Genomic DNA, 12,459 nt, shown 5'->3' with positions numbered 1-12,459 from the left:
GGGCGGGGGTGCGGCCCGGCCGCCCGGCCGCCCCCCCCGCAACCGGGTGTGGATCAGGGTCGGGCCGGCCGACCGGGCAGGGTCAGAAGGCGCGGGCGTACTGGTCGGGCCAGCCGGGGTGGGCGCCGAGCTTGGCGGCGGCGCGGCGGGGCCAGTACGGGTCCCGGAGCAGTTCCCGGCCGAGCAGCACCAGGTCGGCCTCGCCGCCGGCGACGATCTGCTCGGCCTGCTCCGGCTCGACGATCAGGCCGACCGCGCCGGTGAGCACCCCGGCGTCGCGGCGGATCCGCGCGGCGAGGGGCACCTGGTAGCCGGGCCCGACCGGGATGCTCGCCCGGGCCGCCGCGCCGCCGGAGGAGGCGTCGACCAGGTCGACCCCGGCGGCGGCGAGTTGACCGGCGAGCACGACGCTGTCCTCGACGGTCCAGCCGCCCTCGACCCAGTCGGTGGCCGAGATCCGGGTGAGCACCGGCACCCGCTCGCCGACGGCGGCGCGCACCGCGCGAGCCACCTCCAGGGTGAGCCGCATCCGGGCGGTCCGGTCGCCGCCGTAGCCGTCGGTGCGGTGGTTGGTCAGCGGGGACAGGAACTCGTGCAGCAGGTAGCCGTGCGCGGCGTGGATCTCCACCGCGCCGAAGCCGGCGTCCACCGCCCGGCCGGCGGCGGTGGCGAAGGCGGACACCACGCGGGCGATGCTGGCCTTGTCGAGCGCGGTCGGCTCGCGGTAGTCGGGGAGGAACGGCTCGGTGCCGGGGCCGACCGGGGTCCAGCCGCCCTCGGCGTCCGGCACGCCGCCGCGCCGCTCGGCCCACGGCCGGTACGTCGACGCCTTGAACCCGGCGTGTGCGAGCTGCACCGCGGGCACCGCGCCCTGGGCGGCGACGAATCCGGTGACCGGGCGCCAGGCGTCGACGTGCGCGTCGGACCAGAGGCCGGTGTCCTGCGGGCTGATCCGCCCCTCGGGCAGGACGGCGGTGGCCTCGGTGAGGATCAGGCCGGCGCCGCCGACTGCCCGGGAGCCGAGGTGGATCCGGTGCCAGTCGGTGGGCAGGCCGTCGGGGCCGGCGCTGTACTGGCACATCGGGGCGAGGGCGACCCGGTTGGGCAGGGTGACCGCGCGCAGGGTCAGCGGGGTGAACAGGGCACTCATGAGGTGATCCTCCGGGAGAGGCGACGGGCAGGACCCGCCGGGGAGGGCCCGGCGCGGCCGGTGGTGCTCGCGGAGCCGGATGTCCGCTGGATGCGGCGGCTGTCCACGTGGTTCGGGTGCGTTTCCGGTCACCGGAGCGACCGGAAACGCACCCGAAGGGCGACTCAGGCGGGGACCGGCGCCAGCTCGTCGGAGCGGGTCGGCCGCTCGGCCTCCTCGGCGTCGATCAGCTCACGCCGGCCGGCGGAGTCGTACGCGGCCCGGTCCAGGGTGCCCTCCCGGGCGGCGACGATGGTCGGCACCAGCGCCTGCCCGGCCACGTTGGTGGCGGTGCGGATCATGTCCAGGATCGGGTCGATGGCCAGCAGCAGGCCGGCGCCGGCCAGCGGCAGACCCAGCGTGCTCAGGGTCAGGGTGAGCATCACGATCGCGCCGGTCAGGCCGGCGGTGGCGGCCGAGCCGACCACCGAGACGAAGGCGATCAGCAGGTAGTCGGTGACGCCCAGGTCCACCCCGAAGACCTGCGCGACGAAGATCGCCGCCAGGGCCGGGTAGATCGCGGCGCAGCCGTCCATCTTCGTGGTGGCGCCGAACGGCACCGCGAACGAGGCGTACTCGCGGGGGACGCCGAGGCGCTCGACGGAACGCTGGGTCACCGGCATGGTGCCCACCGAGGAGCGGGAGACGAAGGCCAGCTCGATGGCCGGCCACGCGCCGGCGAAGAAGCGCAGCGGGTTGAGCCGGCCGGCCGCCACCAGCAGCAGCGGGTAGACCACGAACAGCACGATCGCGCAGCCGACGTAGACGGCGGTGGTGAACTTCGCGAGCGGGGCGATCAGGTCCCAGCCGTACGAGGCGACGGCGTTGCCGATCAGGCCGAGGGTGCCGATCGGGGCGAGCCGGATGACCCACCAGAGCGCCTTCTGCACGATCTCCAGCAGCGAGCGGTTGAGCGCCACGAACGGTTCGGCGGCCTCGCCGACGAGCAGCGCGGCGGCGCCCACCACCAGGGCGAGGAAGACGATCTGGAGGACGTTGCCCTCGACGAACGCGCCGGCCGGGTTGGTCGGCACGATGCCGGTGAGGAAGTCGGTCCAGGAGCCGGTCTTCTTCGGGGCGCTCGCCGCGCCGGTGTCGAGCGAGACACCGCGACCGGGATCGGTGAGCAGGCCGAGGCCGATGCCGATGCTGACCGCGATCAGCGCTGTGATGCCGAACCAGAGCAGGGTCTTCAGCGCCAGTCGGGCGGCGTTGGCCACGCCGCGCAGGCTGACCACGCTGACCACGATGGCGGTGAAGACCAGCGGCGGGACGGCCAGCTTGAGCAGCTGGACGAAGAGGCCGCCGACGGTGTCGAGGGTGCTGGCCAGCCAGCTCAGGTCGTTGGCGCGGGCGAGGAAGCCCAGCGCCACGCCGAGGACGAGGCCGAGCAGGATCTGTGCGGAAAAGGGAATCTTGCGCAGGGCGGAAGCCATGAGGATGGGTCCAAGGTCTGTCGGAGGTCGGTGCGGGCGGCGTCAGAGAGCGGGCCGCGCCGGACAGACGCCGCTGGCCTGCAGTCGGAGGTCGACGTACAGGCGCACGGTGAGGTGCCAGACATTGGTCATCGCCTGGCGACGCTACTCCTGGCCACCGCGCACCGGGAAGGACCGAAGGGCGTGAGGCTCCTTACAGGGTGGGTCTGCCGTCCGTTGACCGCTTCGTCGCGGTCGGGTCCCGGCGCAGGCCCAGCGCCGTGGCCGCCGCCAGGCCCCAGCCGAAGGTCACCGCCAGCAGCACCCGCTCCAGGCCGCCCACCAATCCGCCCCGACCGGCGACCAGCATGGCCAGCGCGATCACGCCGGACAGCGGCAGCGCCAGCGCCCCGCCCAGGGCCGAGATCCGGCGCAACGCGGGCGTCGTCGCCGGGGACCAGGCCAGCGCGAGCATCGCGAAGACCACCGCCGCGACCGCCGCGATGCTCGACCCGCCGTGCACCAGGTCCGCCACCGTCGCCGCCTCGAACGGCGGCAGCGGACAGCCCGTGCTGCACGTCACCACCGCGGAGAGCAGAGTGAACCCGCTGCCCGCGCCGAGCAGCGCCCCGGCGAGGCGCAGCGGCGCCGGCAGTGCGGCGGCGAGCAGCAGCAGCGCCGCGGCCAGGGCGAAGACCCCGATCCGGTACGTCGGCGCGTACGCGCTGTCGGCGACGCCGGCCTCGCTGACGTACCCGGTCAGGCCCGGGCCGGGACCGGCGACCACGGCGACGATCACCGCGGCGGTGCCGGCCAGCACGCAGCCGGCGGCGGCCGACGCGGCGGCGGCCCGGGCGGGGCCGACGGCCCGATCCGGCTCAGCCACGCCCGTGCGGCGTGGTCCAGCCGTGCAGGTCCGGGCCGAGCGGCACGATGCGGGTCGGGTTGATCATCTCGTGGGTGGCGTAGTAGTGCCGCTTGATCTGGTCGAAGTCGACCGTCTCCCCGAAGCCCGGCGTCTGGAACAGGTCCCGCGCGTACGCCCAGAGCACCGGCATCTCGGTCAGCTTCTGCCGGTTGCACTTGAAGTGCCCGTGGTACGCCACGTCGAAGCGGACCAGGGTGGTGAACAGCCGGACGTCCGCCTCGGTGATCTGCTCGCCCATCAGGTAGCGGCGCCCGGCCAGCCGCTCCGACAGCGCGTCCAGCCGGGCGAAGAGCGCGGTGTACGCCTCGTCGTACGCCTCCTGGGAGGTGGCGAAGCCGCACCGGTAGACGCCGTTGTTGACGTCCCGGTGGATCTCGGCCATCAACGCGTCCATCTCCGGGCGCAGCTCGACCGGGTAGAGGTCCGGCGCGCCCGGGGCGTGAAACCGCCGCCACTCGGTGGAGAAGTCCAGCGTGAGCTGGGGGTAGTCGTTGGTGACCACCCGCCCGGTGAGCGTGTCGACCAGCGCCGGCACGGTCACCCGCCCGGTGTAGTCCGGGTCGGTGGCCAGGTACGCGTCGGAGAGGAAGCCGATGCCCAGCACCGGGTCGAAGCCGTCCGGGTCGAGGTTGAACCGCCAGCCCCGCTCGTCGCGGATCGGGTCGACCGTGCCCAGCGAGACGACCTCATCCAGGCCGAGCAGGCCGCGCACGATCCTCGCCCGGTGCGCCCACGGGCAGGCGCGGCACCAGATCAGCCGGTAGCGGCCCGGCTCCAGCGGCCAGCGGTCCTGCTCGTCCGGCCCGCCCCCGGGCGGCGAGGTGGAGTGCGGGGTGACCCGACCGGTGAACCGGTTGGGCTGGCGGACGAACGCGCCGCCGCCGGCGGTCTCTGCGCTGAACTGGGCCCGGGCCATGCCGTCAACCTATCGGCTCGGCCCGCGGATATCCTGGCGCTCGGGCGTCCCCGCGACCCGGGCCGACGCGCCGCCGCCGAACCCCTTCCACCCCCCGAAGGACAGCGCCGATGACCGTGGCATACCTCGTGGCCGGAGTCCGTACGCCGATCGGCCGGTACGCCGGCGCCCTCGCCGGGGTACGCCCCGACGACCTCGCCGCCCACGTGATCCGCGAGCTGGTCGCCCGCCACCCGTCGGTGGACTGGGCCCGCACCGACGACGTGGTGCTCGGCTGCGCCAACCAGGCCGGCGAGGACAACCGCAACGTCGCCCGGATGGCGGCGCTGCTCGGCGGCCTGCCCGAGGAGGTCCCCGGCAGCACGGTCAACCGGCTCTGCGGCTCCGGCCTGGACGCGCTGGCCACCGCCGCCCGGTCCATCGTGGCCGGCGAGGCCGACCTGGTGGTCGCCGGCGGGGTGGAGAGCATGAGCCGCGCGCCGTTCGTCATGCCGAAGGCGGCGACGCCGTTCGCCCGCACCGCCGAGGTGTACGACACCACCATCGGCTGGCGGCTGGTCAACCCGCTGATGAAGGCCGGCTGGGGCATCGACTCGATGCCCGAGACGGCGGAGAACGTGGCCGCCGAGTTCGGCGTCGACCGGGTCGCGCAGGACGAGTTCGCGCTGCGCTCCCAGCAGCGGGCCGCCAAGGCGCAGGCCGACGGCCGGTTCGCCGAGGAGATCGTGCCGGTGACCGTGCCGGCCGGGCGGCGCGAGACGAAGTTGGTCGAGGTCGACGAGCACCCCCGGGAGACGTCGCTGGAGAAGCTCGCCGCGCTGCCCACCCCGTTCCGCGAGGGCGGCACGGTGACCGCCGGCAACTCCTCCGGGGTCAACGACGGCGCGGTGGCGCTGCTGGTCGCCTCCGAGGCCGCGGTCGCCCGGTACGGCCTGACCCCGCTGGCCCGGATCGGCGGGGCCGCCGCGGCCGGCGTACCGCCCCGGATCATGGGCATCGGGCCGGTGCCGGCCACCCGTAAGCTGCTCGACCGGCTCGGCCTGGGCCTCGGCGACGTCGACGTGGTCGAGCTGAACGAGGCGTTCGCCGCGCAGGGAGTGGCGGTGCTGCGCGAGCTGGGCCTGCCGGAGGACGCCGAGCACGTCAACCCCAACGGCGGCGCCATCGCGCTCGGCCACCCGCTCGGCGCCAGCGGCGCCCGGCTGGCGCTGACCGCCGCGCTGGAGCTGCGCCGCCGGGGCGGCCGGCGGGCGCTGGCCACCATGTGCATCGGCGTCGGGCAGGGCATCGCGCTGATACTGGAGTCCGCCGCCTGACCCCTCGCGCCGGTCGTTGGCGCGAGGTCGGGCGGCGCCGGTGTCCCGGGCCCCGGCGGGTACCTCCGCCGGGACGCTGTCGGGCGGACAGGTGATCACCGCCCAAATGTGGATCTCCCGCGCTCGGTCGTACGCGCCTAGAGTGGTCAGCACCACACCTTCCGCGGGTCGGCCGGTGTCGCCTCCGCGTGCCTGCGCGCGTCCGGACACCGGTGCCCTCCCGCATCGCGGCGACGAACTGGGGCGAACCGATGCAGATGCCGGACGGAACTCCCGCCGAGATAGACCTGAGCAGGCCGAGCGCGGCCCGCGTCTACGACTACTTCCTCGGCGGCGCGCACAACTTCGAGATCGACCGGCAGCTCGCCGAGCAGATCGCCAGCATGACGCCGAACCTGGCGGCCACCATGCGCTCCGGGCGGGAGTTCCTGCGCCGGGCCGTCCGGGTGCTGCTCGACGCCGGCATCGACCAGTTCCTCGACATCGGCTCGGGCATCCCCACCGTCGGCAACGTGCACGAGGTGGCGCAGGCCGCCAACCCGCAGGCCCGGATCGTCTACGTCGACATCGACCCGGTGGCCGTGGCGCACAGCCTGGAGCTGCTCGCCGGCAACGATCGGGCCACCGCGATCCACGCCGACCTGCGGGAGCCGAAGCTGATCCTGGACGAGGCCCGGGCCAGCGGCCTGATCGACTTCAGCCGCCCGGTCGGCATCCTGCTCGCCGGGGTGGTGCACTTCATCCCCGACGTCGACCGCCCGGCCGACATCCTCGCCGCCCTGCGGGCCGCCGCGGTGCCCGGCAGCTTCCTGGTCATCTCCCACTCGACCTTCGAGGACCAGCCGCAGGAGATGCTCGACGCGCAGCGGCTGTCGGCGCGTACCGCCACTGAGATCACGCTGCGCTCCCGGGCCGAGATCACCGGCTTCTTCGGCGACTGGACGATCCTGGAGCCGGGCGTGGTGCACATGCCGCTGTGGCGGCCGGACTCACCCTCCGACGTGGACGAGCACCCCGAGCGGTTCGGCGCCTTCGGCGGCGTCGCCCGGTACGACCGCGCCGCCGGCTGAGTCCGACATGGCCGCCGTCCCGGATTCCGGCGGGGACGATCTCCACCGCCCCCGCGCCCAGCGGTACGCCGCCGACTGGGCCCGGGCGGTGCGCCGACTCGGTTTCGTGCCGCTGAGCGCGGACGAGACCGAGCGGCTGCTGCTCGTCCACACCGTACGGCTGGGCCAGGCCGTGCTGTCCCGGCAGTTCTCCGCCACCCCGGCGGAGGACGTGGGCCGGGCGCTGGTGGAGGCGCACCTCACCGAGCCCCGGGTGCTGGACTGGTCGGTGCACGCCCTCGGCCACCGGTTCCTGGCGCAGGTGCTGCCGGACCGGGTCCACCCCGCCGACGTCGCCGACCGGGTGGCGGCGTTGCAGGGGGCGCTCGCGGCCGGGTTCGCCCGCGCCCTGCGCAACCGGACCTTCAGCCAGCAGGAACGCATCGCCCGCTCGGCCTGGCAGGCCCGGGACGCGGTGGAGCGGGCGCTGCGCGACAGCGAGGCCCGCTTCCGCGCGGTCTTCACCGGCGCGGCGATCGGCATCGGCATCGCCGGCATCGACGGGCAGATCATCGAGGTCAACCAGTCCTTCGCCGACATGCTCGGCTACCCCGTCGACGAGCTGCGGCAGATCAACGTGGCGTCGCTGTTCCACGCCGACGACGCCGCCGGCATGTGGGAGCTGTACCAGGAGCTGATCGAGGGCAAGCACGACCACGCCCGGGTGGAGAAGCGCTACCACCGCAAGGACGGCACCGTCGTCTGGACCGACCTGGCGGTCTCGCTGATCCGGCACGACGACGGACGCCCCCGGTTCACGGTGGCGATGATCGAGGACATCACCGAGCGGTACGAACTCCAGCAGCGACTGCGGTTCCAGGCCCTGCACGACCCGCTGACCGGCCTGCCCAACCGGACGCTGTTCTTCGAGACCCTGGGACGGTGCTTCGAGCGGGCCGGTCCGGAGCAGCGAATCGCCGTCTGCTTCCTGGACCTGGACGGCTTCAAGGCGGTCAACGACAGCCTCGGCCACGACCTCGGCGACCGGCTGCTGATCACCATCGCCCGGCGGCTGGCCGACTGCGTGGCCGGGCAGGGCCATCTGGTCGCTCGGATGGGCGGCGACGAGTTCGTCATCCTGGTCGACGGCGGCGACGGGCTGGACGACGCCGTCGGCGTCGCCGAACTGGCCCTGGCCGCCGTCTCCGCCCCGGTGCTGGTCGGCGATCAGCAGCTCGCGGTCTCCGCCAGCGTCGGCGTGGTGGAGTGCCCGGCCGCGGAGACCAGCGCCTCCGAGCTGATGAAGGCCGCCGACACCACCCTGTACTGGGCGAAGGCGGAGGGCCGGGGCCGCTGGGCGGTGTACGACCCGGAGCGCAGCGCCGCCGACATCGCCCGGTCGGCGCTCGCCGCCGGGCTGCCGGCCGCCCTGGACCGGGACGAGTTCGTGGTCCACTACCAGCCGATCGTCTCGCTGCTGGACGGAGAGATGCTCGCGGTGGAGGCGCTGGTGCGCTGGCGGCACCCGGAGCTGGGCCTGGTCGGACCGGACCGGTTCATCGGGCTGGCCGAGGAGACCGGCCTGATCGTCCGGCTCGGCGAGTGGGTGCTGGGGCAGGCCTGCCGGGACGCCCGGGCCTGGCACCGCGAGTTCCCCGGGCAGCCGCTGGTGGTCAGCGTCAACCTGGCCGCCCGGCAGGCCGACGACCCGGCCATCGTCGACACCGTGGCGGGCGCGCTGAGCCGGACGGGCCTGCCGGCGGAGCTGTTGCAGCTGGAGCTGACCGAGAGCGCGGTGATGGGCACCGCCGGCGAGCCGCTGCGTTCGCTGCGCCGGCTCGCCGGGCTGGGCGTTCGGCTCGCCATCGACGACTTCGGCACCGGCTACTCCAACCTGGCGTACCTGCGGCGGCTGCCGATCCACTGCCTGAAGCTGGCCGGCCCGTTCGTCGAGGGGATCCGGGCCGAGGAACCGGACGCCCCCGCCGACCACCGGGACGAGCGCATCGTGGACGCCCTGGTCCGGCTCGCGCACGCGCTGGAGCTGTCGGTGACCGCCGAGGCCGTGGAGACCGGCGCCCAGGCCGAACGGCTGCGGGCGCTGCGGTGCGACACCGGTCAGGGGCGCTGGTTCGGCCCGCCGATGCCGGCGGAGGAGATCACCGCCCGGCTGCGCGGCGGGGAGGCGGCGGCGTGAGCGCTCGGGTCGGGCGTGGCGGGGCGTACCCGGATGGGGGTCCCGCCGGGGGCCGTGGGCGACGGGCGGAGGCGGCGTGGGCCTGACCGATTCACAGGCGGCCGTGTCGGTGGTGGCCGCGCTGGCCATCCTGGCCGGACTGGCCGGCGTGGTGGTGCCCGGGCTGCCGGCGCTGCCGCTGTGCTGGGGCGGCGTGCTGGTCTGGGCGCTCTTCGGCGGCGCGGGCCCGGGCCGGTGGGCGGTGCTCGCCGCGGCCACCGTGGTCGCCGCCGGCGGCACCGTCGTCAAGTACGCCTGGCCGGGGCGGAACCTGAAGCGGACCGGGGTGCCCACCTCGTCGCTGCTCGCTGGCGGCCTGCTCGGGGTGGTGGGGTTCTTCGTGATCCCGGTGGTGGGGCTGGTGCTCGGCTTCGTCGGCGGGGTGTTCGGCGCCGAGCGGCTGCGCCTGGGCAGCAACCAGCTCGCCTGGCCGGCGACCGTGCAGGCGCTCAAGGCGGCCGGGCTGTCAATGCTGGTGGAGTTCCTGGCCGGGCTGGTCGTCGCCGCGCTCTGGGTCGCCGGCCTGCTGTTCGCCTGAGCCAGCGGCCGGTCCGGGCGGTGGGCATCGGTTAGGGCCGACGCCGTGCGGATCACCGTTCTCGGCGGGTTTTATGCGTGGCCCAGATAGTGAACGGCCCGCCGACGGCTGGCGCGCTCGACCAGCGGCATGAGAGTGCGGCTGGTCGTCATCGCGGGCAGGTCCCGCCCCCAACCGGGAGAACACCTTCGAATGAGTAGGTCATTGGTCCGGTCTCCGGGCGGCGCGTGCGGACACCGCCGCCTGACTTGGCGGTCTCCGGCCCCTGCGGCCAATCGTCGATCGCCTGGTAGACAGCGGTCCAGAAGTCGTGCGACATCGGCAGCCTCTGGTCGCCCGCGTGCGCCCGCTGCATGATGAAGATCGTTGTCATGTCCTCGGCGGGATCGTTGTACCATGCGGTGCCGTAGAAGCCGGGCCATCCGTAGCTCCCGACCGAGGGGCCGAAGTGCGTGCGGCGGGTGCGGACCGACATCCCGAAACCCCAGCCCATGGTGTCGAAGTACTCCGGCCAGAACCCGGAGACCGCCTTCTGCGCCGGGGTCAGGTGGTCGCTGGTCATCAGCGTCACCGATGGCCGCGAGAGCACCGCTCGCCGTGCTGGGAACCGCCGGCGAGCAGAGCCGAGGCGAAGGCGAGGTAGTCGTCGGCGGTCGAGACGAGCCCGCCGGCCACCTCCTTCGAACGCCGGCGGCCGGCTCCACTGCCCGTAACGGTGCTGGTAACTGGGTTCTCCTCGCCGTCATGCGGCCCCCAGCTCCGTGGTGAAGGTCGCGATCGCGAGGAGCGCTGAATAGCTGGCCAGCCCGACGGTGAACCAGGCGAAGCTCGAGTGCCGCTCGGGTGCCAGTTCGTCGACGAAGACGTTGAGCAGGATCCCGCCACCGAGAAACGCCGTGAGCAGATTCATCACCACGCTGGTGGGCTGGGCGACGACCGCGGTCAACCAGCCGGCACCGGCGCCGGCGACGAGAACGAGGCGCCACCGGGTGGTGAGGCTGACCGGGAAGTGCTCGGCCAGCACGCCGTCGGTGGCCAGCACGTGCAGCCCCATGGCGACGGCGAACAGCGCCGCCGGCGCGAGGCCCGCGTCCAGCTTCGTGGCCAAGGTGTACGTGATCAGGCCGCTGTAGAGCGCGAAGAAGCCGAGTTGACACGCGAAGACCAGCCGGGTGGGCTCCTGCTCGTGCCCTTTCGTCCGATGGGTGGCACGTTCCAGGGCGTAGAACGTGAAGAAGCCGATCAGCGCGACGAGGAACAGGATGAATCCGCGCACCCGGCCGGCGCGGACCTCTTCCTCCAGGACGTGGGCGACCGCCTCGTTGCCCTCGGCGAGGCGCGGCAGGAGGTAGAGGAAGACGTACGCTGCGGCGATGCCGCCGCCGAGCGAGGTCGCCGCCTGGGTGGGCACCGGCAGCGTCCGCCGGATGTACGGCGCCAGCAGGTGAAGGGCTCCCAGGACCAGCGTCACCGCGAGCGTCGCCCACAGACTGCCCGCTTGGCTCAGCGTCACCGCAGCGTACGGGGTTGGTTGTCTGCCTGGTACGGCCGCTGCCCGAGCATGGATGCGATCCTACGAGCGGCACCCGGGCTGTCGAGTCGGAATGGGCAGCTACGTCGCCGGTTGGGGCGGGTTGAGCCAGGCCAGTGGCTGTCCGGACAGCGCGGCGTCGGCGAGTCGTTGTGCCGACGGGGTCTTCAGCGCGGCGAGCGATTTTCGATCCAGCGCTGCGTTGCCGGCTGCGCCGTAGCGGCGGCGCAGGTGCTTGATCTGGTTCGGGGCGATCACGAAGACCGTGAGCCCCGCCCTGAGGAGGGCGAGCTCTCAAGCGGCGGCTGTCCGACATCGTCTACCGGCAGATGGTCGCCGACGCCAAGCAGCTCGGGACGGGCCCGGGAGGACACGCGGGGGCGACTCTGCAATCCAGCGCGGCCGACCTGAACCCCGAGATCGACACTTCGGAAAAGTCACTTCCCGGACCCGCCGAACCCCAGCCTAGAACATCCCTCCAGATCATCATGGATGACACAGAGGGGTGCCACGTCCGGATGCGGGCACCCGTGAGCTGGTTACCTTCCGTGACGAGCGCTTCGCGGCATGACAGCGCATGTGACCTTGGGGCAGCAGTGCCGGGTAGCGCCGCGCCCGGCGGACCGCACGGCACCGCCTCTTCTGGCAGGATCCGTCGGATGCGCAGACTGATGGTGCTCCTTCTCGTGATGGCTGTTGCCGGCTGCGGCGACGGTGACGCGACCGAGACGGGAGCCACCGAACAGTTCACCCAGGGCGGCGTCAGTATGGAGCCGACGGTCAAGGCCGGCCAGGTTGTCACCGCACGGACAGTAACCGGCACGTATGAGGCACGGCGCGGCGATGTCGTCCTGATCCGTTCACCCGGCGGCCTCTGGGGTGACCGTAAGGCGACGCTGCTCAAACGCGTCGTCGCGGTCGGCGGCGAAACCATCGCCTGCTGCGATACCTCGGGCAAGGTGACGGTCGACGGTAAGCCGCTGGCCGAGCCGTATGTGGCTGAGGACGCGTCGCTCGACGAGCCGCTGAACCCGAACTACTGCGGGCCGCGCCGGTTCGCCGCGGTTACCGTGCCGGCCGACTCCGTCTTCGTCATGGGCGATAGCCGCGCCCGGTCGAACGACTCCCGGTGTGCCGGGCCGGTGCCGGTGTCGTCGGTCTTCGCCGTAATGGTCGACTGATCAGGGCGCACCTGACACTTGCGACGGACGTACCGAGGTGGCCGACGCTAAGCGCTCAGACGGCGGCATAGAAAGACGTTCTGCGTGTCGATGCAGGACGTAGGAACGTCCCCCTGATGCGCTTGTCGGGCTTGGTGTCCCATCGCAGGAGGAGGACGTT

General features: G+C 73.2%; 12 protein-coding genes. 5 read left to right on the top strand and 7 right to left on the bottom strand.

The features are described 5' to 3' along the window. Positions 1-82: 82 nt before the first annotated feature. From M2302_RS32495 to M2302_RS32480, 4 genes are all read right to left on the bottom strand, one after another. The gene (locus M2302_RS32495) at positions 83-1,150 is read right to left on the bottom strand and encodes an NADH:flavin oxidoreductase/NADH oxidase (protein ID WP_280841612.1); all 1,068 of its coding nucleotides are present in this window, start codon (positions 1,148-1,150) and stop codon (positions 83-85) included. A gap of 164 nt (positions 1,151-1,314) precedes the next feature. Continuing rightward, positions 1,315-2,613, bottom strand: coding sequence for a dicarboxylate/amino acid:cation symporter (locus M2302_RS32490; protein ID WP_280841613.1), 1,299 nt, complete (start codon positions 2,611-2,613; stop codon positions 1,315-1,317). A 205-nt stretch (positions 2,614-2,818) separates the two neighbouring features. After that, the gene (locus tag M2302_RS32485) at positions 2,819-3,490 is read right to left on the bottom strand and encodes a DUF998 domain-containing protein (RefSeq protein WP_280841611.1); all 672 of its coding nucleotides are present in this window, start codon (positions 3,488-3,490) and stop codon (positions 2,819-2,821) included. Beyond that, positions 3,483-4,448, bottom strand: coding sequence for a glutathione S-transferase C-terminal domain-containing protein (locus M2302_RS32480; protein WP_280841610.1), 966 nt, complete (start codon positions 4,446-4,448; stop codon positions 3,483-3,485). The genes M2302_RS32485 and M2302_RS32480 overlap by 8 nt, the downstream gene beginning before the upstream one ends. A 110-nt stretch (positions 4,449-4,558) precedes the next feature. On the opposite strand from M2302_RS32480, the gene pcaF reads away from it, so the two are divergent. The 4 genes from pcaF to M2302_RS32460 all read left to right on the top strand — a co-directional run bounded on the left by pcaF (position 4,559) and on the right by M2302_RS32460 (position 9,587). Continuing rightward, a complete protein-coding gene (gene pcaF / locus M2302_RS32475; protein ID WP_280841609.1) occupies positions 4,559-5,764 on the top strand; it encodes a 3-oxoadipyl-CoA thiolase in 1,206 nt (401 codons plus the stop codon). Between the two features lie 251 nt (positions 5,765-6,015). Continuing rightward, positions 6,016-6,834, top strand: a complete 819-nt coding sequence (locus tag M2302_RS32470; protein WP_210776748.1) for an SAM-dependent methyltransferase — start codon at positions 6,016-6,018, stop codon at positions 6,832-6,834. Between the two features lie 7 nt (positions 6,835-6,841). Next, on the top strand, positions 6,842-9,010 hold the full coding sequence (locus M2302_RS32465; RefSeq protein WP_280841608.1) for a bifunctional diguanylate cyclase/phosphodiesterase: 2,169 nt from the start codon (positions 6,842-6,844) through the stop codon (positions 9,008-9,010). A gap of 76 nt (positions 9,011-9,086) precedes the next feature. Next, complete coding sequence (locus M2302_RS32460; RefSeq protein ID WP_280841607.1) at positions 9,087-9,587, top strand: DUF456 domain-containing protein; 501 nt, start codon at positions 9,087-9,089, stop codon at positions 9,585-9,587. A gap of 148 nt (positions 9,588-9,735) precedes the next feature. On the opposite strand, the gene M2302_RS32455 is transcribed toward M2302_RS32460, so the two are convergent. The 3 genes from M2302_RS32455 to M2302_RS32445 form a co-directional block, all read right to left on the bottom strand. After that, a complete protein-coding gene (locus tag M2302_RS32455) occupies positions 9,736-10,149 on the bottom strand; it encodes a hypothetical protein (protein WP_280841606.1) in 414 nt (137 codons plus the stop codon). Between the two features lie 180 nt (positions 10,150-10,329). Continuing rightward, positions 10,330-11,100: a hypothetical protein gene (locus M2302_RS32450; RefSeq protein WP_280841605.1), complete on the bottom strand. Its 771-nt coding sequence runs from the start codon at positions 11,098-11,100 to the stop codon at positions 10,330-10,332. A 99-nt stretch (positions 11,101-11,199) separates the two neighbouring features. Beyond that, the gene (locus M2302_RS32445) at positions 11,200-11,376 is read right to left on the bottom strand and encodes a hypothetical protein (RefSeq protein WP_280841614.1); all 177 of its coding nucleotides are present in this window, start codon (positions 11,374-11,376) and stop codon (positions 11,200-11,202) included. Between the two features lie 401 nt (positions 11,377-11,777). Between M2302_RS32445 and lepB the strand changes: the two genes are divergently transcribed. Continuing rightward, entirely contained in the window at positions 11,778-12,299 is a 522-nt protein-coding gene (gene lepB, locus M2302_RS32440; protein ID WP_280841604.1) for a signal peptidase I, read from the top strand. The last annotated feature ends 160 nt before the right edge of the window (positions 12,300-12,459 follow it).

The organism is Micromonospora sp. A200 (genome assembly GCF_029893845.1).
Lineage (GTDB): Bacteria > Actinomycetota > Actinomycetes > Mycobacteriales > Micromonosporaceae > Micromonospora > Micromonospora purpureochromogenes.
The sequence above is the reverse complement of the archived record's forward strand: the minus strand, read 5'-3'. Positions and strand labels throughout refer to the sequence as shown.